The 22,819-nt window shown below is 52.5% G+C and carries 22 protein-coding genes and 2 pseudogenes; 8 read left to right on the top strand and 16 right to left on the bottom strand.

Going from position 1 to position 22,819, the window contains the following annotated elements; genetic code table 11:
* Nucleotides 1-69: 69 nt before the first annotated feature.
* Nucleotides 70-465, top strand: coding sequence for a hypothetical protein (locus K3T82_RS39475; protein ID WP_220198986.1), 396 nt, complete (start codon nt 70-72; stop codon nt 463-465).
* Here K3T82_RS39475 and K3T82_RS39480 read toward each other — a convergent pair.
* From K3T82_RS39480 to K3T82_RS39490, 3 genes are all read right to left on the bottom strand, one after another.
* A complete protein-coding gene (locus K3T82_RS39480; protein WP_220198987.1) occupies nt 410-742 on the bottom strand; it encodes a hypothetical protein in 333 nt (110 codons plus the stop codon). The genes K3T82_RS39475 and K3T82_RS39480 overlap by 56 nt on opposite strands.
* A gap of 281 nt (nt 743-1,023) precedes the next feature.
* Nucleotides 1,024-1,938 carry an NADP-dependent oxidoreductase gene (locus K3T82_RS39485; protein ID WP_220198988.1) on the bottom strand — a complete coding sequence of 305 codons (915 nt, stop codon included), beginning with the start codon at nt 1,936-1,938 and terminating at the stop codon, nt 1,024-1,026.
* Between the two features lie 93 nt (nt 1,939-2,031).
* Complete coding sequence (locus tag K3T82_RS39490; RefSeq protein WP_220198989.1) at nt 2,032-2,859, bottom strand: SDR family oxidoreductase; 828 nt, start codon at nt 2,857-2,859, stop codon at nt 2,032-2,034.
* A gap of 164 nt (nt 2,860-3,023) precedes the next feature.
* Here K3T82_RS39490 and K3T82_RS39495 point away from each other — a divergent pair, with 164 nt between their 5' ends.
* A complete protein-coding gene (locus tag K3T82_RS39495) occupies nt 3,024-3,611 on the top strand; it encodes a TetR/AcrR family transcriptional regulator (protein WP_220198990.1) in 588 nt (195 codons plus the stop codon).
* Between the two features lie 205 nt (nt 3,612-3,816).
* Here the strand turns inward: K3T82_RS39495 and K3T82_RS39500 are convergent.
* Nucleotides 3,817-5,471: pseudogene (locus K3T82_RS39500) on the bottom strand (nuclease/transposase family protein).
* A 102-nt stretch (nt 5,472-5,573) separates the two neighbouring features.
* Nucleotides 5,574-5,879: a hypothetical protein gene (locus K3T82_RS39505; RefSeq protein WP_220198991.1), complete on the bottom strand. Its 306-nt coding sequence runs from the start codon at nt 5,877-5,879 to the stop codon at nt 5,574-5,576.
* Between the two features lie 299 nt (nt 5,880-6,178).
* On the opposite strand from K3T82_RS39505, the gene K3T82_RS39510 reads away from it, so the two are divergent.
* Nucleotides 6,179-7,141, top strand: coding sequence for an RNA-guided endonuclease InsQ/TnpB family protein (locus K3T82_RS39510; protein ID WP_220198992.1), 963 nt, complete (start codon nt 6,179-6,181; stop codon nt 7,139-7,141).
* On the top strand, nt 7,044-7,358 hold the full coding sequence (locus K3T82_RS49435; protein WP_268886723.1) for a transposase: 315 nt from the start codon (nt 7,044-7,046) through the stop codon (nt 7,356-7,358). The genes K3T82_RS39510 and K3T82_RS49435 overlap by 98 nt, the downstream gene beginning before the upstream one ends.
* Before the next feature lie 1,105 nt (nt 7,359-8,463).
* Here the strand turns inward: K3T82_RS49435 and K3T82_RS39520 are convergent.
* Nucleotides 8,464-8,673 (bottom strand): WD40 repeat domain-containing protein, encoded by a 210-nt coding sequence (locus tag K3T82_RS39520; RefSeq protein ID WP_236031831.1) that lies wholly within the window; start codon nt 8,671-8,673, stop codon nt 8,464-8,466.
* Nucleotides 8,674-8,691: 18 nt separating this feature from the next.
* On the opposite strand from K3T82_RS39520, the gene K3T82_RS39525 reads away from it, so the two are divergent.
* The gene (locus K3T82_RS39525) at nt 8,692-9,111 is read left to right on the top strand and encodes a hypothetical protein (protein ID WP_220199051.1); all 420 of its coding nucleotides are present in this window, start codon (nt 8,692-8,694) and stop codon (nt 9,109-9,111) included.
* Nucleotides 9,112-9,170: 59 nt separating this feature from the next.
* Here K3T82_RS39525 and K3T82_RS39530 read toward each other — a convergent pair whose 3' ends face one another.
* Entirely contained in the window at nt 9,171-10,631 is a 1,461-nt protein-coding gene (locus tag K3T82_RS39530; RefSeq protein WP_220198995.1) for a serine/threonine protein kinase, read from the bottom strand.
* 381 nt (nt 10,632-11,012) lie between these two features.
* Between K3T82_RS39530 and K3T82_RS39535 the strand changes: the two genes are divergently transcribed.
* Nucleotides 11,013-11,576 (top strand): hypothetical protein, encoded by a 564-nt coding sequence (locus K3T82_RS39535; RefSeq protein WP_220198996.1) that lies wholly within the window; start codon nt 11,013-11,015, stop codon nt 11,574-11,576.
* 299 nt (nt 11,577-11,875) lie between these two features.
* Complete coding sequence (locus K3T82_RS49440; protein ID WP_268886724.1) at nt 11,876-12,010, top strand: hypothetical protein; 135 nt, start codon at nt 11,876-11,878, stop codon at nt 12,008-12,010.
* A 20-nt stretch (nt 12,011-12,030) separates the two neighbouring features.
* Here the strand turns inward: K3T82_RS49440 and K3T82_RS39540 are convergent, their stop codons facing one another.
* The 9 genes and pseudogenes from K3T82_RS39540 to K3T82_RS50515 all read right to left on the bottom strand — a co-directional run bounded on the left by K3T82_RS39540 (nt 12,031) and on the right by K3T82_RS50515 (nt 21,326).
* A complete protein-coding gene (locus K3T82_RS39540) occupies nt 12,031-12,498 on the bottom strand; it encodes a SixA phosphatase family protein (RefSeq protein WP_220198997.1) in 468 nt (155 codons plus the stop codon).
* A 649-nt stretch (nt 12,499-13,147) separates the two neighbouring features.
* Nucleotides 13,148-13,369: a hypothetical protein gene (locus tag K3T82_RS39545; RefSeq protein ID WP_220198998.1), complete on the bottom strand. Its 222-nt coding sequence runs from the start codon at nt 13,367-13,369 to the stop codon at nt 13,148-13,150.
* A gap of 435 nt (nt 13,370-13,804) precedes the next feature.
* On the bottom strand, nt 13,805-15,130 hold the full coding sequence (locus tag K3T82_RS39550; protein WP_307811339.1) for a reverse transcriptase domain-containing protein: 1,326 nt from the start codon (nt 15,128-15,130) through the stop codon (nt 13,805-13,807).
* A gap of 184 nt (nt 15,131-15,314) precedes the next feature.
* Nucleotides 15,315-16,331: a group II intron reverse transcriptase/maturase gene (locus K3T82_RS39555; protein WP_338001104.1), complete on the bottom strand. Its 1,017-nt coding sequence runs from the start codon at nt 16,329-16,331 to the stop codon at nt 15,315-15,317.
* A gap of 145 nt (nt 16,332-16,476) precedes the next feature.
* Nucleotides 16,477-18,150: a recombinase family protein gene (locus K3T82_RS48515; protein ID WP_236031833.1), complete on the bottom strand. Its 1,674-nt coding sequence runs from the start codon at nt 18,148-18,150 to the stop codon at nt 16,477-16,479.
* Complete coding sequence (locus K3T82_RS39570) at nt 18,147-18,347, bottom strand: hypothetical protein (protein ID WP_220196565.1); 201 nt, start codon at nt 18,345-18,347, stop codon at nt 18,147-18,149. The genes K3T82_RS48515 and K3T82_RS39570 overlap by 4 nt, the downstream gene beginning before the upstream one ends.
* 132 nt (nt 18,348-18,479) lie before the next feature.
* On the bottom strand, nt 18,480-19,181 hold the full coding sequence (locus K3T82_RS39575) for a reverse transcriptase/maturase family protein (protein ID WP_236031834.1): 702 nt from the start codon (nt 19,179-19,181) through the stop codon (nt 18,480-18,482).
* A 1,076-nt stretch (nt 19,182-20,257) separates the two neighbouring features.
* A complete protein-coding gene (locus K3T82_RS48520; protein WP_236031835.1) occupies nt 20,258-20,608 on the bottom strand; it encodes a transposase in 351 nt (116 codons plus the stop codon).
* A gap of 151 nt (nt 20,609-20,759) precedes the next feature.
* Nucleotides 20,760-21,326, bottom strand: a pseudogene (locus tag K3T82_RS50515) (recombinase family protein).
* Nucleotides 21,327-21,832: 506 nt separating this feature from the next.
* Between K3T82_RS50515 and K3T82_RS39590 the strand changes: the two are divergent.
* Nucleotides 21,833-22,759 carry an aminoglycoside phosphotransferase family protein gene (locus K3T82_RS39590; protein WP_220199000.1) on the top strand — a complete coding sequence of 309 codons (927 nt, stop codon included), beginning with the start codon at nt 21,833-21,835 and terminating at the stop codon, nt 22,757-22,759.
* The last annotated feature ends 60 nt before the right edge of the window (nt 22,760-22,819 follow it).

Here is a 22,819-nt window from a genome sequence, read left to right on the forward strand (position 1 = left end):
GCACGTCAACTCCGAAAACCGCAACGCGATATTCATGCACCATCTCACCAGTCAGGTGCAGCATCAGGAATGCCACCTTCGCCACCACCAGCGGCCTCAGCGTCCTCAGACCAGAGTCCTTTCTCCTCATCGCTGCTTGCCATCTCGTTACAGGCAGCAGTGCCACTTCGTGTCCTTGCCTGGTATGAGCGAGGAGGGTCAACCAGCGAAAACCTGGCAACGGCTCGGCAATTTGGGGCTCTGCTGGTTGAACGAGGTGGCTGGGTATTGTTGCGCAGTGAAAAAGAAGGCGAAACGGCGGCACTGTTCAATCAGCTTGCAGAAGCAATCGCCATCCTTGCCTTTGCCCCTGGGGGCATTCCCTCCCTCTCTGGACAACGGTTTGATGCCGAGGAGATCCTTGCCGGGTTCATTGGCATTGAGCAGGCACGAGCCTACTGCCAACGGGTGCGCACTCACGCCTGATGTTCCCACCCAGAAACACGAACTTACCTGCTTGAGGCAGGGGCGCGAAGTCCACAAACACCTCGCGCAGCCGCGCTGAATCGATCTGACCGTCTTCCAGAGCTTCGTACAAGCTGGCCCAGGTCCGCTCAAAGAATGGAGAGAACGACAATTCGGGAAAGCTGTGAGCTGCTGCTTCGCTGGAGAGCGCATCGACCAGATTGAACAGGGCATCTCTGGCTTTCCCAAAGCACCGATACATCTTGTGACGAAAGTCGTTCAATGTGTTTCTGTTCATGGGAGGATGCTCCTGATTTTGGTTCATATGGCTCGTACATTGGTGCGCATCAGCATACTTTTTGAGGCAAAACGGACACGCATCAGCGCAAAGCGTTGAAATCGACCATCTCTGAAAAGAGGAGCAGCTGAGAGTGCCTTTGCAACGTCGTCCTGCCATCATGTCTTGGCCAGTTCACCAGTGAGACACCGAACGAACCGTGGCAATTGAAGAGATCACGGCCCGCGACCGCCACGGTGATGAAAACCGTGGCGGTCGCGGGCACTCCAGATCGCGCGTGTTCAGGCGGTGAGGATAATCTTGGCAGTACCACCTTTTTCGGCGATTGCCTGTGCTTCGGCAGCATCAGCGAGCGGCATGATACGCTCGACTGGGATCGTCAACTTGCCATCGCGTACCGCCTCTGCATAGCGCAAGATCGTTACGGAGTTGACTGGCGCGATAACAATATTGATCTGAATAGTAGGATGCAGCGCAGCGTTTCGCGGGTTTTGCGTTGGGAAACAACCAAACGTGCCACCTTCCTTGACCCTGGCAAGGAGCTGGCCGGCGCGCTCCCCACCGACGGTGTCAGCGACGCAGTCGAGAGAACCGAGTTTCTCAATCTCTGCATCATCATCGATGGCGATGGCCTCGCTCACTCCGGGAAGGCATCGAGCAGCGCCCAGTCGCTTGCCACGAACGCCAGCAATGACGCGAGCCCCGATCTGCGATGCTGCGAAGACCGCTGAGCGACCGACGCCACCTAAAGCCCCGGTGATGAGGACGGTCTGACCGGGTTGGACCTTGGCGCCAAGCCGTATCATCGCATCACCCGTGACGTTGACCAGTGGAAGCGCGGCAGCGGTGGTCATCTCCAGACCATCGGGAATCTTGACAAGGTCGGTGGCTTTGACGATACAGAGTTCGGCGTAGGTATACCGAGCCACAGCCATGACGCGGTCGCCAGGCTCGAAACCGGTGACGCCCTCGCCCACCTCGACAACGGTGCCAGCGAGGTCGAGGCCGGGGATGTAGGGGAACGCTATGGGAATGAAGTCCTTGACTGCGCCGGAGCGTACCCGCCAATCAGCAGGGTTGATGCTGGTGGCCGCGACGCGCACGAGCACTGAGCCTTCGGAGGGTCTGGGGTCTGCGATATCTTCATAGGCGAGATTTGACGCGGGGCCGTACTCGTGGAGAACGATTGCTTTCATGCTTTCCCTCGATTTCTTGAGAACTGTTTCTGAATCTCCAGGTCCGTTTCTCCTCACGACCTGTTGCCATAAAGAGTGATCCTGAGCCTTATCTCAGTTGTTGACATAGTGCTGCTCGATGTCCGCGAGCAATCCCGGATGCACAGGCCGCCATCCCAGGAGTTCCTGGGTCTGGGCACTCGACCTCGGGAAATCGCTTGCCACCACGTTGCCCAGAAAAGAGCCGAAGTGAGCCTCTGCCTCTTCGCGGGCAATGCTGACCACTGGCAGGTTTAGATTGCGGCCGATGACGCTGGCAATGTCGTGGAAGGGGACACCCTCGTCGCCGACCCCGTTAAGCCGTGACCCCGCCGGGGCGCTTTCCAGGGCCAGGCGGTACAGGTGCGCCGCGTCGAGGCGATGAACGGCGGGCCAGCGGTTGGACCCGTCGTCGATGTAGGCCGAGACGCCCTTCGCGCGTGCGATGTTGATCAGTCTCGGTACGAAGCCGTGCCTGTCATCCTCGTCGTGCACAGACGGAGAGAGAGAGACGACCACTGATCGCACTCCCGCCAGGGCGAGTAGCGCGTTCTCCGATGCCTCCCCGTTGAGGTGCGCGGTGATCACGAATGGCTTACCTGTGCCTGCGAGCGCCGCCCCCATCGTCTCGACGGCGCGCAGATCGGTGGTGAGCGAGGCCGCGAAGTCCGAGAGGTTGTGCTCAAACGCTAGGTGAATGACGCCGTCCACCGCCGCCGTAGCGGCGCGCAGGCTGTCGAGGTCGTTAAGGATACCGCGCTGCACCTCGGCCCCAACTTCCCTCAAGGCCTCGACACCCCTGTCTGAACGGGTAAGGCCGACAACGGTATGGCCAGCACCAATGAGCTCCCGGACGACGGCGGAACCGATGTAGCCTGTTGCTCCTGTGACAAAAACTCGCATAGGAAAGTTCTCCTTCTCCCTGAAAAATGAATCGTGACTGTGATAAAATGAGGATGCCTCCTTATGCTAAACGGAGGGACCCTCAGGTTACCCTCTCGTATAATAACGGAGGGACCCTCACTTTGTCAAGGACCAGTATCTCCAGGAGAACGGAGGAACATGAAATGCACGAGCCTGCACGAGCCAGCCGCCCTATGCGAGCTGATGCCCAGCGCAACTATGCCAGCCTGCTGAACACGGCACGAGTCGCGGTTTCAGAGCGTGGCGCTGACATCGTCCTGGAGGACATTGCCAAATCGGCTGGGGTCGCCATCGGTACGCTGTATCGCCACTTCCCCACGCGTCAGGATCTTCTTGAAGCTGTGTTTCTGGATGAGACCAATGAATTGAGGGCGCGTGCTGAAGCACTCGCCAGCGCTCCGGTCCCTTTCGACGCCTTGATGAGCTGGCTTCGTCTCCAAATGGACTTCGCGGCTTTCGGGCGGAGCATGGGAGCAGCCATCATGGCTGCCAAACATGTTCCGGGAACGAGAATCTATGAGGCGAACAAAGCGATGCACGAGGCGGGAGCAGTCCTCTTGCAGCGCGCCCAGGCCGCAGGAGAGATTCGCCCGGATGTCCATATGCTCGACGTGATCCGACTCGTCTACGGAATTGCCCTGGTGAATGAACGTGCGTCCGATCCTGATGGGGCCAACCGCATGCTCGATCTCGTCATCGCCGGCATTAGAACACAGCCGAGTCGGAACTGAAAGATGGGGTGCTACCTCTCAGCGAGGAGTCGATCCTGCTTTCCAACGGCGTGCGCTAGGTCGCGCATGCGCACCAGCTTCGCTGGAAAGTCGAAAGGCAATGTTGGGGGAGGGCCAACCTTGGAACGTTCTCGATAGCGGGTATAGAGGCCCAGTACCAGCGAAGCTGACACAGACCGCAAAGAGATGCTGAAAGCTCTCCGTGCTAAAGCAGCGGAGGTTCCAGGGGTTCGGCCCACGCTTCCAGTTCTTCTCCTTTGGCGAGAAGAACTGGCTCTAGTGGTGGTTCCCCTGGACTTTCGGGCAGACGCACTCTGGCTCGAGTCAGACCCAAGCTTCGGGGCAGGACCTGCCCCTCTCTCGCGCGTTGGATGAGACACTCGTGTGCTGCCCGCAGGCGCGCCTCCGCACCTTCCCAATACGAGCGCGTATCGGGCACACGAGGGGATGGGATGTGTCGGATCAAGATAGGCGGCCAGAAACGCCGAATAGAGGTCACGTTGGATGGGACCTATGCCACATGCGCAGTGGTGCCAGCGCTGAGAGAGCGGTTTCTTCATTCGCTTGCCACAGCCATGACACCACTGGCTCAGTGCCGTGGTGCGTGTGGGGACGCGCCACCAGGGGGCCGCCCGTGCTTGCAACCCCCACAGGGGGCACGGCGGTGCGTTTCAACAGTGCTACAAACATCCCTGGGGCTCGCAGTCCCACACTCGTGCCAAATTGCCTCTGCCATGCCTTGTAGGAGATTTTTTCGAGGATGATGGTCTTGCCCAGTGCCAGTACCTCATGGACCTTACGCCCATGCAAGCTCTTACGATGCGCCGCCAGCTTGCGCTCTTTGGTCGCTTTGCGCCGTCGCGTCGCCTGGTAGCGCTTGCTCTGTTTCCACGGTCGCTTCTTGGGGCCCTGCTTCCTGATGCGCCCCTTCTCGTCATAGTGCTCGGGATTGGTGGCTCGCCGCTGCCGATCCATCTGCCGCTGCAGGCGACGAATGGCTTTGGCATCAGGAGCCAGTTCCGCACAGAATACCTGCAGACTGGCTTCCCCTTCCTGGGGGACGAGCGCCAGGGTCGATGGACCCAGGTCCGCGCCAACGACTCCTTGCCCAACGGTGTGCTTCGCTTTGCGGTGAGGCGTGCCCTCTAAGGCGAGCTGCACACAGTAGCGGTTCCCTTCTGCATCGGCTCCAGCCGCTCGCTTGCTGCTGGCAGGACGCTGGAGGAGGCGAGCGTATTTGATGCGGTGCTTCAAACCATGACACACTACTTCATCCTGCCAATCAATACGGGCTGGGAGATGGTCCCCATTCCAGAGCAGATGCCCATCATTGCCTTCCTCGGGGGCTTGCAACACAAAGCGCAGACCAGTGTCATTGCGCTTGTTCTCGATGCTGCAGAAGCCTCGCCCTCGGCTCTTGAAACGCACGCGTTTGGCCTTGCCCAGGCAGACACGATTGAGAGCACGATAGGCGCGGGTGGCCAGCGTTTGGGCCAGCACCGCCTCGATGTGTTCGGCAATCCATCCCACGCGCAAGCTTTTGATTGCTTCATGCAATGCCGCCTCGGTGAACCCGTGCTGCTTGCGCAAGGCAGAGAACGCTGCTGCTCGTTGGGTCTTCTGCGTGCGAGGAAGAGCGCGAGCTGCTTGCCAGGCAGCGTCAGTACGCATGCGGCGCAGGCATTTCTGCCCCTGGGAGAGGATGGCGTTGTAGAGGTGACGAGCGGCTTCCAGGTGAGCGCGGAGTCGAGTGACTTGTCCTGGATCAACGACGAGGGGTAATTCGAGCAGAAAGGTCGGCGTTGCCGGTCGCTTCTCCTTAGGAGGTGGCTTCTGCTGTCTCTGGCGTGGTCCAGGCATGTCGGCTCCTTCTCTCCATTCCCACTGATACGTCGTGCTGATCTCCCTATTCTACCAGAACGAGGAGAAGAACACAAGTTCTATTGAAAAACACACACGACGCTATTCCATTCGCGCACGAGAGCGGATGTGGCGATTCATCCCTGCCATCAATGAGCAGGGCTTTCTCGCCACCTTCTCTGTAATGGTATCCTTGCTGAGTGTTTTTAATGCCTCAAATAAATAAGCTCGATCAAAATCTGCTGGCAAGTCGCTTTGGCTAAGTAGCCAGGCAATAACTGGTGCACAGTGACTAGCGTATACTTCGGGTATCTTTCCAAGCATGGAACAAAGACCCTCAGCATAGTACTCCCAATCTTGGATGGTTTTTCCCTGGTCTAAAAGTACATGGATGAGATGAGCTGTCACAACGTGCCATTCCATGCCTAGAAGAGTTTGTACTGCTTCTTGCCTTGCAGGTGAGTTCATATCGCCAATTTGATCAAGGACTAATTCAGGAAGAGCCTCTTCATTCTGTGGTGAACCAATAGCTCGTATAACCTTTACAGCTGGAATCCAGCGCGATTTTGGCGATTTTTTGAGGGCTATAATTTGTTTTCAAGAATAGAGACATATAAGGGCAAACATGCACATATCTTCCCTTGCAACAGCAGCGGCTTTTGTGGTATATTTGTTCTACATTCACGATAAAGGAAGAAACGTAGAAGATGGTACGTGGGTATCAGGTAGAACTTGACCTCAATAATGTGCAAAAGACGCTTTGCAGCAAACATGCCGGCGCCTCTCGCTGGGCGTACAATTATGGCCTTCGTCGCAAACAGGAAGCCTACAAGGCCGGCCTGAAAACGCCCACCGCGATCGATCTGCATCGTGAGATCAATGCCCTCAAACCCTCTCTGCCGTGGATGCGCGAGGTCAGTAAGTGTGCCTTTCAAGAGAGTTTGCGTGACCTGGATGCCGCTTTCAAGCACTTCTTTCGCAAATGTCGTCTCAAAAAAGCGGGCACATGGAAAGGCAAGTGTGGCTATCCCCGCTTCAAAAGCCGGAAGAAAGCCATCAGTGGGGCACGCTTCACAGGAACCATTCGGGTGTATCCTGATGCGATCCAGTTGCCACGGCTTGGCTTACTTCGCTTGAAAGAGCTCGACTACTTGCCAATGAACGTCAAAGTTGGATCTGCGACCATCGCAGAGCATGGCGGGCACTGGTCTGTCTCCATCTGCGTGCATGAGGAGCAAGCCGAGCCAACACCTGCAACCGGTGAGGCGATCGGGGTCGATTTGGGCATCAAGATGTTAGCCGTCGTCTCTGATAGAAGGACGTTTGACAATCCCAAGGCATTGAGGAAAAAGATCACGCACTTGAAACGGACGTGCAGGCGGCATTCGCGCAAGAAGAAAGGGAGCAACAACCGCAAGAAAGCGCAACGCACCCTTGCTCGCATGCATGCCCGCATTGCCAACGTGCGTCAAGATGCCCTCCACAAAGCGACGTCTCAGATCGTGGCGAGAACCCGCGCCCGATCAAGAGCGACCGCGTGTGATTGTGCTGGAAGATCTCAATGTGCAAGGGATGCTCAAGAACCGCAGGCTCTCACGAGCGATTGCGGATGTGGGCATGTACGAGTTCAAGCGGCAGATCCTCTACAAAGCGCAGTGTGCAGGCTGTGAGGTGCTCCTGGCCTCACGCTGGGAACCGTCGTCGAAGACCTGTCATGTGTGTGGGTGGGTGAAAGAGGATTTGCAGTTATCTGACCGTCTCTTTGTCTGTGAGGGCTGCGGCAAGGTGACGGATCGTGATTTTAATGCTGCCAGGAACTTGGCGGCATTGGCCTTAGATGAAGTACCGCGAGTTACGCGGGAATCGACGCCTGTGGAGAGTGCGTAAGACCCGGGGTACCAGGCAGTGCTCGTCGAAGCAGGAACCGAACGCCGTTTCTGGCTCTGTCCACAAATGGGTAGGTTTCGGATAACGGTTTCTCTCAGTAGAGGAAGTACTTGACCGTTTTTATGGACTAAGAAAAAGATAATCTGTTTTTCTCTTTCAGCCGAAGCATGGGCAGCCTCATCGAGTAAATTATCCAAGTCTAAACGCTCCATAGAACTCCCTTAAAATTTGACTCGTCATTTGTTGGAGTCAATCCATACCTTGCAAGAGGAAAAGTAAAAATAGGATAGAAATCCACACTGTGTTATTCCTCTGGAGGAAGTTGCGTAAATGTTGCTTGAAAATCTCCCGACTCAAGAAGATCTTGGATAATTTCTTCAATACGTTGCCTTGTTGCAGTATCCACCAAAATCATATCGCTCACCCATAGGTAAGCTCCATGAAGATTTTCACCAGTCCTCTGATATTTCTCAACCAGAGTCGATATATGTTTATAGATCACTGCTGTTGCAATTCAACGGTCTCCATCCTCCCATGTAACAATAACATCAGTATCAGTATCTTCATAGGACCATGTCCCTGGCGTCCAGTGTACCGCTTCAATCCAAACTGAATACTTCCGGTTTTTCAATTGCGCCTCATAATCCGTGCTACCGTATCCTGCATTTTTGTGCTAGATATTCGCTCATAAGAATACCCATCAGTACCCCTGGCCATACCTTTTGCTTCATAGCCATGGATATCAGAAGATCGTAATATCTCTCGTACACCTCCCTTTTAAGGGCAAAAACTTCACACGGAAATGCTATTTTTCGTAGATCGTAATACTTAAACCATTCTTGCCTGCTATTGCCTCTTCCAATTTGATTATAAACTCCTTCTCAGGAAAAAGCTGCTTTAAGCGCATATTCCAGAAGAAGCGAAGTGTTTTACCTAGTGCCTTCAGCAACAAATCGTTGTTTACTACTTCTGCTTTTTCCTGATAGAAGAGTTCTCGTAATGACCAGGCATTCGTATCATGCTCTATCTTTTGTTTCTCTTCATGTAAGTATCCCTATGAAATTTGCAGCATAGTTCATGAGGCTCCGATGAATGCAGAGGTGCATCATTGTGCATTCCAGACGCGTACCGTATGATCATTACTGCCAGAAGCGATGCGTTTGCCATCGGGGGACCAGGCCACTGAGGTTATATAATGGGGATGCCCCTTATAAACGAAGAGATGGCTGCCATTAGCAGCGTCCCACACATGTACCGTACCATCAGGACTGCCAGAGGCAATGCGCTTGCTATCAGGAGACCATGTGACCTGCATGGAATTCCCAGTATCAGTATGCCCTTTATAGACGAAGAGATGGCTGCCATCAGCAGCGTCCCACACATGTACCGGCCCCCCAAACCCGTGAGAGGCAATGCGCTTGCCATCAGGAGACCATACAGCCTGACTGGCCTCATTCAGTATATCAGTAGCATGCCCCGTATAGACGAAGAGATGGCTACCGTCAACTGCATCCCAGACATGTACACCACCTTTCCCGGCGGAAGCGATGCGCTTGCCATCGGGGACCAGGCCACTGATGTTGATCCTATGGAGGGACCGTTATCCGAAACTTCCCCAAAGATGGACAAGCCATATCTGGTATTCGGTTCCTGCTTCAACGAACAACCTGCCTGGTTTCCCAGGTCTTACAGGATCTCCACAGGCGTACATTCCGACGTAACTCGCCGTACTAGCAATGAGTATAGCAGATGAGTCAAGGGCCTTAAATGTCTACAAATGGCAAGAAATGTTCATAGTTCAAGAAGCTATGATCACCCCTCTTGCTGATAGATGAAAGGATGGCCTCCATCAGCAGCATCCCACACATGTACTGTTTTATCATCGCCAGAAGCAATACGCTTGCCATCAGGAGACCAGGCGATTGACGTCAAGGGAGGATCGGCATCAGTGGTCTTGGAATGCCCCGTATAGGTGAAGAGGTGGTAGCTGGTAGCAGCATCCCAGACGTGTATCCCGTTAATAGCGTCAGTGGCAGAGGCGATATGCTTGCCATCAGGGGACCAGGCCACCGCTGTTACGGACCAGGAATGTCCACGATAGATGAGAGCATCGAGAGAATAAGGGGACAGAAACCACCATGCCGTTCCTGCACCCGCAGCGACAATCCCTATCCCTGCACCAATGATGACATTTCGCCGTAAGACCTTGCGTGATTGTGGCTTCTTCTCTTCAGGGACCGCCTCGATAGGACGCTCTTTGCTAGGTTGCACCGAGACTCTTGTGGAATGAACACCTTGAATATGGGTTGGACCAGACGACGATACAGCCTCTGTGTTGAGCACCGATGGTGTCTGTATGGATGGGGTTTTGAGCATGGTAGTTGGTAGGAGAGCATGAGGCATAGGTGGGTTGTGAGACACAATGGCCTCTTTATCACCTGTTTCTCTGTCTGCGCCGTCCTCGATTGCCTCTTGCAAGGCAGTGGCAAAGGCCGTGATATCGGAAAAGCGTTCCCCAGGCTCTTTCGCCAGGACCCTGAAGATAACCTGCTCGACGGCTTTAGGGAGAGTGGGGAGCTTTACATGCAGTGGTGGAGGCGGGACCATGAGGTGCTTGGCGAAGATCTCAGTGAAGGAGCCCTCGAAGGGGCGCTCTCCTGCAAGCCATTCATAGACCACCACCCCCAAGGCATACTGGTCACTGGCAGCACGGGCCTGAGCCTGGATCTGCTCTGGTGCCATGTAGGGAGCCGTTCCAACAGCTTCCTGAGCCGTTCGCGAGGTCGTGTTGTGGGCAATGGCAGCAATGCCAAAATCACTGAGCACAATCTCACCGCGCTGCCCAATGAGCATATTCTCTGGTTTGACATCGCGATGAATGAGACGGTGCTCATGAGCGTATTGGAGTGCCTGTGCCACCTCTTTGACATATGAGAGGACCGTCGGGAGAGGAACGCGTTCCCCTCGTGGGTGGCGTTGACGCAACGTCCCATGAGGCAGATAGTCCATCACCAGAAAAGGAATACCTTGTTGGACATCAAAATCCAGCACACGCACAATGTGAGGGTGATTGAGACCGGCGATGATTTGGGCTTCACGCTGGAAAGCGGCACTCTCCTGTTCTGAGAGGTGGGTATGCAGAATTTTAATTGCAGCAGGTCGTTGCAAGCGCAGATGGATGCCTATGTAGACTTCAGCAAAGCCGCCCCGTCCAAGCAAACGCTCCAGGCGGTAATTGCCAAACTGCTGCCCAATCCGATGGTGTTCGACCATATGTTCCCCACTTTCATTGCCTTATGTAAGACAATGTATTCTTTATGAGCATCCAGGCGAAAGAGAGAGAAAGTAACAAGATGATGGGTATCTCGATGAATGATGAAAAAAAGTTCCAAGCCAACCCAAGGCTCTTTGAGAGAATTACGATCATTATATCGCATTGCTGATGAGTTTTCCACTTGTGCTGAAAGGCAAGAGGCCAAGGCTTTTGGGAGCATTCAATCGACAGTAGGACATGCCAAAGAAAAGCAGCATGAGAGACCTTGCTCGAAGAGAGATGATAGTATGTGAACAAAATAGCACATGTTTATAGAGCAAGAGTTTCAGGATTTTCATTTCTTCATGATCTCCATGTGCAAAGAGAAGTGATACAAGTGAATGAAGAAACATCGCTTGCCTCACACGTACTCTGAGGCGCAGCTTGTCGGGATCAAACAGTCGACCGCTGCGCGCCGTCTGGCTACCGTCGAGCGATTGCGGGCAGCTATTGATGCTCTAAAAGCGAAGAAGCAGGAAATCTCGGTCCAGACCATTTATGACGAGTGTGATTTACGTTATGCCGCGCTCCATCGCAACCCAGAGGCGTTGGCGCTGTTTCGAGCGAACAGTATCCATCTCATTGCCGAAAAGAAACGGAACAAGCGGAAACCTCGCGAGGCTTCGGAAGCCACGCCTGCGCATCGCGATCCGCTGCTCAGCTACAAAAAACCACAACTGGTCGCGCGTCTGCGCTCGGCTCAACAGCAGCTTCTGGAAGCCCAGCAAAATCAGGCTACCCTGGTCGAAGCCAGGCTGCAACAAGAGGCCAGGATTGCGGAACTGGAGGCGAAATTGGCAGTACTGGAATCGTACCGAACCTTTGTGATGCAGATGCGTGCGCAAAAGCAGCGAGAGGAACAAGGCCGTTTTGGTGATCTTTCTCCAAGCAGCCAGGTCGATTAGGAGTGGTTACTTCCCGATAGCAACACTAACCAAGAACTCCAAAAACAATTGTAAGGGACTGATCAAGAATAATTACATTTTTCATCAAAAGTAGGACAGATCCATGTCTCAGGTCATGTACAAGGAGAAGAGGAATCGGATGATGCACTCTTCTCCTTGTGGCTCTCCTCTACCGCTAGCAGAAGGCGCTTTGGCTAACGCTGCTGCACCAGGCAAATGGCTGTACCTGCTGGGCATCACGCCAGTAGACCCCCTCGTGCAGGTGCGCATAGGGATCAAAACTTGCAGGGATCACTTGTGTGAACATGCCGGGTGAAGAGGGGGTGGCCTGGGCGGCGACTGACCCTGTGCCTGTTGGGGCTGGAGCTGATCGCGTAGATAATATATTTCCTTCCGGAAGTATGGAGCAGATGGGTATGATAGAACCACTTTAGTAGACTCATTCAACGCAATGCTACAGCGTGCCCTTCCCCTTGATAAGCGCGTCAAATGAATCGGCTTTAACAGGTACACCTGAGCCTTTGCCAATCTCTAATTTCGAGGTCATATACCTCAACAAGGTACTTAATTGTGGTTCATGTCCCACAATAGCGATCACTGCCTGTTGGTTCAGATCAATGTTTTGTTTTTTTGCTTCAGCAGAGATGCTGGTAAGCATGTGCTGCGCATCAGAACTAAAAGTGTCAGTGTCAGGTGTAAGAGCGTTCAGCGTATGGATGAGACTTGCGTCGAAGGCAAGACGCTCTGCCGTTTGCTTGGCCCGTTTGTATTTGCTTGTCAGGTATACTGCGGGGTTGATTCCCAGGCGTGTCATGCGCTCCTTCAAGTGATCAATCTCAGCCAGTCCCTCGGGAGCTAAAGGAGCATCTTTATCTGGCGAAGTCGGGATCTTCGTCCCATGGCGGATCAGGATGATGTCCACGGGGGTTGCCTCCAATTCTTTCGTGCTCAATAATTTATCTAAAAGGTATTAATTGCATACAAGCCATATCATACAGAAGATATTGCATCTTCTCTTTTGCCGGGCTAGAGAACTTTTGTGAAAAACAAATATCTCTTATTTATTATATTTTTTGGGAACAAATGTGTAACTGACTGCTTTTGTGGTTCTCCGTCATCTTTCGTGCTAAGCACAACTATAAGCAGGAAGCTCTCTTCTGCTCTTGGCTCAAATAGCCGATCTATCAAACATAATGGTTTAAGGCAGCTTTTCATTGCACGAAAGGTGATGGAGAACCAGTTTCTTGGTACCATCATAGAGCATCGTTTCCCAGGATCCTCAACGATGTGCTTTTATTTGCTGAGTTGCTTTAACGTTAAAGCGATGAAGGAACCATCTGAGATATAGAAACACTTCCTTTTCATAAACAGGTGACAGATCCCACACAGCGTAGGACTGGCAACTGAGTGTACTGGAAATGATCTGGAATGCCAAAAAAATTTAACTCCTTTTTCACTATTTTTACATACTTTTCACACATTTTTTGCGGGAGAAGAGGCAACTGATGAAGCACTCTTCTCCTTGTGCTTCTTCCCTCCTGCTAGCAGAAAGTGCTTTTGCTAACGCTGCTTTACCAAGCAAACGGCTGCACTTGCTGACGTGTGTGGGCATCACGCCAGTAGACACCTTCGTGCAGGTGCGTATAGGGATCAAAACTTGCCGGGATGGCTTGTGTGAACATGCCGGGTGAAGAGGGGGCAGCCTTAGTGACGACTGACTCAGTGCTCGCCGGGGCTGCTGTTGATCGCGTAGACAGTGCATTTCCTCCCAGAAGCAAAGCACAGGCAAGCAACAGTGCCATCCCTGCGACCCGCAAGCCCAGCAGCGAGAGAGGAGCGTCGAAGTATCTGATTCATGTTGATTATCCATCTTTCTTGTAGTCAAGAGGCATTTCATTTATTGATGATCCCTCTGGTGGACATGGTGCTTCGCCCTGCCTCATGCCACCAGAGGGATCACACGTTTGTTAGTGTACGTGAGCCTGCTGCCTCCTTGGAAGCCTTCGACGACCCAAATGTTGGAGAACCTGGCTGTATTCCTGATCGCATCTGTTTTGTGCACGCAAGAGATAGAGATCAAATAGTGTGACGACTCCGCATAGGCTAAAGCCTAGCGGCTTCTCAGGAGGCTTGCACTTCCTGATGGCACCGTCCATGCCAAAGAGCTTTTCTATTCATGGCAGCATTGTGGTCTCTATCCAGTTCGCGTAGGGTAGTAACCGTGCGCCTTAATGTATTGCTACATCAGGTTTCACTGAAACCCCCTCCGAACCGGACTTATACATTTCTGCATATCCGGCTCTCCGAATTTTCCTGAGCTTTTTCTTTTTCTCACTGAGTGTCCCTGCATGGAGTTCATCATGGCATTCGACACAAAGCACCATTGTTTTGCGTCGTCGTTCAATCATCTGGCGTTCCCAAGGGGCCTTACCTTGCAGATTTCCCAATTTACGGATATGGTGTACTTCAACCTGACTTCCTCGAATACCGCACCATTCACATTCGGTTGCCAACAGGCGTTTTCCTAGTTCATTGCGGCTTTGGTACACCCACGTTTTGGGGATAAGGTCTATTTTTCCATATGTCACTTTTTCCTTTTGAAGTTGTTTGGTAGAGGAAACGAGTTCATACTCTTTTATTCCTTTCCCTTCCTTTTCGAGGGATATGACATATCTGTTTGGGCCTTTCTTGAGATTTTTGATGACCTTTTTGATTGAGCTTTTTCGTTTTCCTGCCAATGTGCAGAAGAAGCTCGTCATGGTAATCCAGAGCACTCCTCCTGCTGCGTCCTTCAGATTGTCTGCCAGCGAGTAATACCCTAAAAATCCTCTCACTTCCGCGTTATAGGTCATGTCGAGTTCATTGAGATATATATTGGAAAGGACAGGGCTGAGCGTTCCTCCCTGTGGAACTCCTGAGTACGTCTGATGATACCTCCAATCTTCGACGTATCCGGCTTTCAAGAATTGCCCAATGAGATGAAGAAAGCGTTTATCGGTGATTTTTTTGCTCAATACCCTCAGTAGTGTATCGTGGTTGACATTATCGAAATATCCTTTAATGTCTCCTTCTACCCACCATCTGACTCCATTCATGTCTCGTTTGACCGCTTCAAGCGCCGTATGACAGCTTCTTTCTGGTCTGAAGCCGTGTGAGTGTTTCGAGAAAGTTGGTTCATAGATGGCTTCCAGGATGAGCTTGAGCACCGTACCCAAGAGTTTATCCCGAAAAATGGGTATGCCTAGCGGGCGTTGTTTCCCATTGGGTTTGGGGATATAGACACGGCGGACAGGGATTGGTTTGTACCTTGAGGCTTTCAGATCTGCGATTGCATCCTGGATGAGTCTCAGCCCTGCACCATCTATGGTCTCCCCATCGATCCCAGGAGTCATGTTGCCCGGCTTTGGCGCGATACGTTGGTAGGCCAGGAGCCATAGTTCGACATTGAAGAGCTTTTGGAACAGCTTGTCGAATGTGACTTCTGGTTTTATGGTCATCTTGCTCAGTGTTGTAAGGAGTGCGTTTGGTTGTTGCACTATGTGCTCCTCTTTCATGCTTACAACTGAAAATTCTGCGTCCCTTGGCCCTGTATGCAGTTTTCCCGCACTCCTTGAGCAGGTCGTTGCTCCCCTGCCGACGTGAGGTAGAAGGCCAGGTCTTGATTGCTCAAGAACACCAACCCTCCCCTCCCGAACTGGACGTGCGGCTTGTCACCGCATCCAGCTCTCACGGAATCTCCTACGTTTTTTCCCGTTTGTACGGGTTGTATGCCAAGTCTGAGAGATTCAATCCGTCGTAATCTCCGCGATGAATCTTCTGATGGCATGTCTTACAGACAGGGATTTGTTTCCGGTTCAGCATCTGTAGGATCGCATTGACTCCTACAGGTTTCTTGCCTCCTGTTTTGCGAATATGGCGGACATGATGCATTTCTACTTGTTGGACACTGTTGCAAATACAGCAGGGCATTCCTAGTTTTGAGCGGGTTCGCATGGTAATGCTCCATTGGAGACGGTCCACTTCCTCCTGCCCGATCTGGAAGCCATTGCGTTGCTTTTTCCAGTCGCTGTTCGCATAGAAGGCAACGCGTCGGTCTTTCTTTCCATCTTTTGCCTTGATCATGATGGTTGGGGTTTTGCCGAAACGTTTGAAGATTTGACCGACCGGGCGTTTGTATTTGGCTGCGAACGTCATCACAAGTGAGAATTTGAGGATATATTGGATCTGGGCGAGATGCCCAAAATTGTCCGCGAACCGGTAGTAGTTCTGTATCCCCCGATTGATGCCATTAAAAAGAGGAATGATTTGATCTGCGTCGAGGTCTATCCATGCGAGCTTCGTTGTTGGGTGCCCTGTAGTTGTACAGAACCCTTTGGCGTGGAGTTTCTTGACCAGTTCATTTCGTGGAGCTGTCATAACGATTTCTGAGCCAGTGGATCGACGTTGAATCGGTCTGCCTGAGCCATTGTTGGTCGTCACGACGCGTTGGACTCCTTCTCTGCCAATGGCTAATCGCGTTCCTAAAAAGTGGGCCTGTTCTTTGCGGGCATGGGTGATCTGGGTCTTCTCTTCGCTCAAGGTGAGCTTGAGACGTTGACTCAGGAAGGTTTTCAATTCTTCCTTCACTTGTTCCGCAAGTGTACGAGGGCCACAGATTCCGACCAGCCAATCATCCGCGTATCTCAGGTATTTGATGCGAATGAAGTTGGGATCGTTCACTTCTACCGCAGGGATACTTCTAATTTGACGTACCAATGCTCTAAATTCTTTGGTGCGCGTTACTCCTTTCTTAGCTAAGCGTAGTTTTTGTGCTGACAATTTTCTCCAAAGCGGATTGGGGTGTTTTCTTGCCCCGCCTCGTTCCGTGCGTTTGCGTATCTCTTCCATTTTCTCGTCGAGTTCATGGAGATAGACGTTTGCCAAGATTGGGCTGGCCACGCCTCCTACAATGTTGCAAACTTTGGGTACGAGCACCTGATAGGTTTGATGGAGGAGTCGGATCAATCCGAAAAATCACGTTCACCTGTTCCTCATGAATTTCGACGCGTTTCACCAGCGTGCGGATCATCTCCCGACGCGTGAGCCAATCTGCTTGAGACAGCCCTTCACTCACCTTCGTGGCAAAAGTTTCTAACCGCCCAATGATCAATTGCAGCTCTTGCTCAAGACTCTCCTGATCCTGAATCTGTCGAATATGCGCTTCGAGTTGTCTGACCCGTTCACGCATCCGTGTGATCCTGGGATCAAATTCGGCTTTGTCAATGGTGCCTTCGGCATAACTATCGATCAAGCGAGCAATCCCTTGTCGCAACCGCCCCAGGCTCGTTTGGAGCCCTTTCAATTCTGGAGCCATATCCGCTGTCTGGAGTTGCTGTCGATATTCGTGTTCCAATCGTGCAGGATCCTCAAGCAGTTGGCACACTTCTTGCCACACAGCTTCATCGACCAGGTCTGTGCGCAGTTGCTTGTTCCAGCACAGCCGCACGCCTCCGAAGCGATAGGCATCCGAACCAATACAACGGTAATAGGCATAGCTGCGCGGATGCCCTTTCCGCGCGCTTGGGCTAATTGGCTTGCCGTAATAAGCATATCCGCAACATCCACAGACAAGCAACCCCTGCAACAAGTAGCGAGCCCCGCGCTCTCCAATACGAGCACGTTGTCGATTTTCTTGCAGTTGCTCCTGAACGCTTTCAAAGAGTTCCTCACTCACCAGAGCCGGAACGGGAATACTCAACCACTGCTCACGCGGAACATCCTGGGTGCTCACAGCACGTTTGGGTTGCATGGGGCGTCCCCGTTGTGCGCGTAAGCGTGGTCGCAGTGGCTCAACGCTCGTTTTGCCAAAGGCGGCCATCCCTTTGTAGGCTGGATTTTTGAGCATATCCCAGACCGTCGCGCGATCCCAGACCGTTTTGCCGGTTCTCGTCTGCTCTTTGGCTGCGGTTAGCCGACGACAGACCTCACCAATGGAACAGCGATCGTGTCCGACCCAGGCGAAGACCTGACGGACGACACGCGCTTCTTCCAACAGGATATCGAACCGCGCTTCGCCGGCCCCCTCATGCTTGCCGATGTACCGATAGCCATAGGGCGCTCCACTCAAAACGCTGACCATGCCTGCCTGTGCCGCGTGCCGCTTGCCACGGCGACTGCGTTCCATGATTTTCGCTCGCTCGTATTCGGAAATCATGCCTTGCACCTGTAACAAAAGTTGATCTTCCGGTGTCTGCCCAACTTCTCGATTGAGAAAATTCACCTCGACCCCCGCGCGGAGAAACTCTTCAAGCAGGAGCACCTGATGGGCATAGTTGCGGGCGAAGCGATCGGGGCAGAGCACATAGAGCCGGTCAATCCCTCCAGCAGCGGCCACATCGCGGAGTTGCTCCAAGGCTGGGCGAATCAGCGTCGCGCCACTGTACCCATTGTCGATAAACTCATGTTCTCTGGGAAGCGACAAGCCTAGGGTACTGACATAAGCACGCAGTTCGCTCACCTGGCTGTCAATGGTCTTGGTCTCGCTTTGCTGCTCGGAGGACACACGAGCATAGATCGCCACTTGTAGATCGTTCATGAACGTTTCCTTTCTCCCACCTGCCCCTGGGTTTCAGATGAGATCGCCTCGATTCTCGCAGGCGTCAGCCGTCGTCGCCTCGCGCTGGGAAGGAGGAAGGCGTAGGCTGTATGCAGCACCTGGTGTTCTTCGCGGTTGGGTTCAAACAGGACCTGCACCTCCAACGTCATCGGTTGCTTGCGAGCGCGTTTGGTCATGATGAGCTCCTAGATCGCGCGTGCCCGTATCTTCAGCTTGATGCCCGTTGCAATCAAGGGGTGCGCCATGAAAGCCATCTCCATAGGCTGCGCACAGCTGAGCTCGCGGGATCGCTCTCTGATACACGAAACTCAGAACCTTTTTGGCAACATTGTAAGAGGCGTGGCTAATCCGCCCTGTGGGGTTCCTGCCAGGCTGTCGTGTCTCGCTTCTTGCAAGTCCAGGTATCCTGCTCGAAGGAGTTTCCAGATGAGATTAAGGAAGCGTTCATCTTGAATCTTCTTCCGAAGGAGGCTCACTAAAACCTCATGGTCGATGGCGTCGAAACACGCCTGAATATCTCCCTCCAAAAACCAGTTGAGAGCAGGCCATTTCCCTCGAATTTCTCGCAGGGCTGTATGGCAACTGCGGCCTGGGCGGAAGCCATGACTGGTTTCATGGAAGTAGGGGCCATGTGGGCTATCATAAAGACATTCAAGAATGGTACGGATCACTTCTTGCACAATTTTGTCGCGTGTTGAAGGAATCCCCAATTTCCTCATTTTCCCATTTGATTTGGGGATGTAAACGGTTCGGACGGGTTTAAACTGGAATTGTTCCGTTCGCATCTCCTCGATGATCTGTTGGATCATATTCATGGATATTCCGTCAATGGTCTTTCCATCAGATCCTGGGGTCATATTTCCTGGGGCCGATTTGATCCTTTCGTAGGCAACGATGTACAAATCTTCTTTGTACAGTAATCGATAAAGGTCATCATTTACCCAGTTCCTGTCTGTATTCAGGTGTCGTAGGCGCTCAAGTCTGTGTAAGGTCTTTTGTGACTTCTCCAAGTCAACCTCCTCAAATTCAAGCAGATTCCCTAGAGTCCTTCCTTCTCAAAAAAAAAAAAACTTTTGATGAGAGAGTACTACGACTCCTCCGTGACCCTGGCCCTCACGGGCTGTAGGCCATCCCCAAGTTGCTCTAGAAGTCTCGCTTCGTGCTTCAGGTGTCCCGTCCGTCGTTTCCCACTCCTTGTGGGCTGGTCTGGGTGGGAGTTTTGCAGGAAAATAGTAGCTTTTCCTACAACACCCAGCACAGGCGATCATACCGTATCCTGTGGGCTGCGCCTGGTCCACCACGACTAGGTTTCAAACAATGCGGTCTTCACCACGCACGACCTAGCTGACCGACATCTGGCTCGCGGTACTCGAACTTCATCGGCCTTACTCACATCATGCTCTTGTCCCCTCACGCCTTTCGGGTAAAGGTGTCTCTACTTTCTTGTGAGAGTAGATAAGATGCTGCTTTAATCACATTACTCCAGTGATACCTCTTCCGAGGCAGAGACTTCTATGCCACATGGGCGCAATACTACGGACGCTCCGTCATCTGGTCTGATTTTCAGGCACTTCTGCCATAGCATCCGATCTTCTTTGATTTGATGCGTTCAGACTCGGACGATCCCCGTTTAGACATCATTCAGATGCTCTCGATGTAGGTGTCCTTTTTAAACCATTTACCTCTTATTGAGGCTGCGTCCCCTGGGGTGGGTATAGCTTCTTGCGGATGCCCAGAAGCTATCTAGGGGATGGTGGGTGTCACCAGCTTCCCACCAGGCGCGACTTATCCCGCTAGGTTTTAGGCTTAAAGCAGTGTAGCTTTCACCATGTCGAAATTGCTCTGGAAGACTCTCCGACTTGCTGGAGTCCTCGATCTTCCTCTCTTGGCGTCATACTATGGTCCTTACCTGCCTTTCGGGGGTAAGTGAGACGTTGAGCATACTTCCATTCCCACAGGAAGTAAGGAATTAGTTCCCGCTGAGATGATGCCCTGTTACGGGCGTAAATCCGCATTCGCCCGAATGCCAACGCTCCGCAAGCGTCTTCTTACGAACGGTTCCACAACTACTGCATATTTGGCTCATCTATTTAGGATTAACGAACACGACTTGAGTACCAGCGTCTTCTGCTTTGTACTCACAGAATATGATGAATTGACTCCAACCAGCATCGAGGATCGACGTATTGAAGCCAGATTTTGCACGAGCTCCGTTTGGAAGATATTTGCCAGTCTCCTCATCCTTCTTTGGTTGTACTCGTTTAGATAGGTTGGCAGGCACAATACCCTCAAAGACAACCGTTTCGTAGGTATTTACCAAGCAGCGTGACCACTGATGGAGAGAATCATTGCGCTGGTTCCGCACTTTGCGATGCAAACGAGCCACCTGTTGAACTGCCTTCTTACGTCTCTTTGAACCCTTCTTCTTTCTGGACAAAGCCTGTTGAGCCTTTGCTCATCTCTTCTCAGCCTTGCGATACTGCTTCGGGTTCTCAATGACGTCACCTGTAGATGGGGTCCCGACATATTTTCCCCGCCATTTCCCCGCTAAGGAACTAGTGAGTAAAAAGAGGGTCTAAACCTTCCCGTTACGCCTGCGGTCCTGGCGTTTTCTTGGTTCCCTTCACATAGCGGAAGAAGGTGGCACGAGAGATCTCAAGCATTGAACAGATTCCATGAATCGAGTGCTTCGAGTCCTAGTAGAGATGTCGAGCCAATGCCACCCTCCCATCAGACGTTTTTCGCGGCCTGACGCCCTCTGGCACGGGCCGCAGCCAATCCAGCGTTGGTTCTCTCACGGATCAGATCACGTTCAAACTCGGCTAATGCTCCCATCAAATGAAAAATGAGCTTGCTGCCCGGTGTGGTCGTATCAATCTTCTCGGTCAAGCTGATAAAATCGACTCCACGCTCTTGGAGGAAATCCAATGTCTTAATGAGATCCTTGAGGGAGCGTCCCAGGTGATCCAGCTTCCAAACCACAAGAGTATCGCCCGGTCGAACATAGGCGAGCGCTTCATCGAGTCCCTTGCGCTCAAATTTTACCCAGTCATCACATCGCGAAAGCACTTTTCACATTCCGCCTCTTGGAGGGCATCATTCTGCAAGGACTCGTTCTGCTCGTGCTTTGAGACATGAATATAACCAATCTTCATTCAAAACTCTGCTGTTAATCTCACTTACTCATCTCAAAAGCAAAAAACTGAGACGCGAGATTATGATACGTTTTTTTGCGACTGGTCAATGCTTTCCATCATGCTCGCTGATGTGATGTGTCCTCATACCAGAAAAACAGAACAGGAAGTCGCAGAAAACCGGTCGATTGTGAGATGCCCTGTGGATCGAAGAAAACGGCGCTTGACGGACAGAAACGTCCTGTGGTAAGATTTACGTATCTGTTCAAAAAGCAAGCAGCAAGGATATCGATGAAGCAATGATGAAACGTTCACACTCCCTCCAACTCACCTCCATTAAGAACGTCCTTGCTCATCCTGCGGGTGTGTTCGCGCCGCATGCGGCGCACTGCGAGGAGTAAGAGCACAGACAAGCTCTCCCCATTTTTTCCTCTTTTTGGGCACAGGTCATCCCTTCTTCGCATCGCGCCACTTCTTGAGCTCTCCATCATCTCAATCATATGCACGTGCGAAAGGAAGCATTTTTGATGTTTCACCTGCCTGAAGATTTTCTTCACTTTATGCGCGAGGTCTACGGCACAGAGGCGGCCAATGCCTGGTTTCAATGCCTCCCTTCTTTATTGGAGGAATACGCCCAGCGTTGGCAACTCACGCTTTTGTCCCCGTTTGAGAATCTCTCGTTGCACTATGTGGCACCAGCAATCTGTGCGGATGGCACGCCAGTCATCCTGAAGACATCCGCGTTTTCCGATGAATTTGAGCATGGGCTGGCCGCATTGCGCATCTTCAATGGGCGAGGCATCGCTCGTCTGCTAGAGTGTGACGAGGAGAAAAAGGTCATGGTGCTGGAGCGTTTGCAACCGGGAACCATGCTTGAGTCACTGGTACCAGAACAGGATGTGCAAGCTACATCCATTCTGGCTGGAATTATGCGTCAACTCTGGCGACCGGTACCCAGGGAGCACACCTTCCCGACCGTTGAGCAATTGGGGCAAGACCTGACGCAGCTCCGAGCGTCCTATGCTGGTGGCTATGGTCCGTTTCCGCCGCGCCTGGTCGACGAGGCGATGGATCTCTTCGCGACATTAAGCGCTTCGGCTCCTCAAACCATGCTGCTACACGGCGATCTGCACCACTATAATATCTTACGTTCAGGTGATACATGGTTGGCTATTGATCCTAAGGGGGTAGTTGGTGATCCCGGGTATGAGGTGGCGGCCTCGTTGTTTAACCCTCTGCCTCGCATCCTTCTCGTGCCCGACCTGGAGCAGATGCTTGCCCGGCGCGTTGCTCAACTGAGCGAGGAACTGGGAATGGAACGAGCGCGCATACGCGGATGGGGATTGGCACAAAGTGTGCGCAACGCGTGGAGTATGATGTCGCATAACCAGTTGAGCATGAACCCACAGGGGGTACTTCGATGTGCAGAAATTCTTTCGCGTCTCACCGTTTGATGCTGGGCGCTCTCCCATTACGCCCCTGTTTCCGAGCGTCCGATTCTGCATGATTTGCAG

This window comes from Ktedonospora formicarum (assembly GCF_016587355.1).
In the GTDB taxonomy this organism is placed as follows: domain Bacteria; phylum Chloroflexota; class Ktedonobacteria; order Ktedonobacterales; family Ktedonobacteraceae; genus Ktedonobacter; species Ktedonobacter formicarum.

Bases quoted from the DNA above. Each gene is read 5' to 3' on its own strand.
- K3T82_RS39475 (WP_220198986.1), top strand. From the start codon at position 70: ATGCCACCTTCGCCACCACCAGCGGCCTCAGCGTCCTCAGACCAGAGT.
- K3T82_RS39480 (WP_220198987.1), bottom strand. From the start codon at position 742: ATGAACAGAAACACATTGAACGACTTTCGTCACAAGATGTATCGGTGC.
- K3T82_RS39485 (WP_220198988.1), bottom strand. From the start codon at position 1,938: ATGAAAGCAATCGTTCTCCACGAGTACGGCCCCGCGTCAAATCTCGCC.
- K3T82_RS39490 (WP_220198989.1), bottom strand. From the start codon at position 2,859: ATGCGAGTTTTTGTCACAGGAGCAACAGGCTACATCGGTTCCGCCGTC.
- K3T82_RS39495 (WP_220198990.1), top strand. From the start codon at position 3,024: ATGCACGAGCCTGCACGAGCCAGCCGCCCTATGCGAGCTGATGCCCAG.
- K3T82_RS39510 (WP_220198992.1), top strand. From the start codon at position 6,179: ATGGTACGTGGGTATCAGGTAGAACTTGACCTCAATAATGTGCAAAAG.
- K3T82_RS49435 (WP_268886723.1), top strand. From the start codon at position 7,044: ATGCTCAAGAACCGCAGGCTCTCACGAGCGATTGCGGATGTGGGCATG.
- K3T82_RS39520 (WP_236031831.1), bottom strand. From the start codon at position 8,673: ATGCAGGTCACATGGTCTCCTGATAGCAAGCGCATTGCCTCTGGCAGT.
- K3T82_RS39525 (WP_220199051.1), top strand. From the start codon at position 8,692: ATGCCCTTTATAGACGAAGAGATGGCTGCCATCAGCAGCGTCCCACAC.
- K3T82_RS39530 (WP_220198995.1), bottom strand. From the start codon at position 10,631: ATGGTCGAACACCATCGGATTGGGCAGCAGTTTGGCAATTACCGCCTG.
- K3T82_RS39535 (WP_220198996.1), top strand. From the start codon at position 11,013: ATGAAGAAACATCGCTTGCCTCACACGTACTCTGAGGCGCAGCTTGTC.
- K3T82_RS39550 (WP_307811339.1), bottom strand. From the start codon at position 15,130: ATGAAAGAGGAGCACATAGTGCAACAACCAAACGCACTCCTTACAACA.
- K3T82_RS48515 (WP_236031833.1), bottom strand. From the start codon at position 18,150: ATGAACGATCTACAAGTGGCGATCTATGCTCGTGTGTCCTCCGAGCAG.
- K3T82_RS39570 (WP_220196565.1), bottom strand. From the start codon at position 18,347: ATGACCAAACGCGCTCGCAAGCAACCGATGACGTTGGAGGTGCAGGTC.
- K3T82_RS39590 (WP_220199000.1), top strand. From the start codon at position 21,833: ATGTTTCACCTGCCTGAAGATTTTCTTCACTTTATGCGCGAGGTCTAC.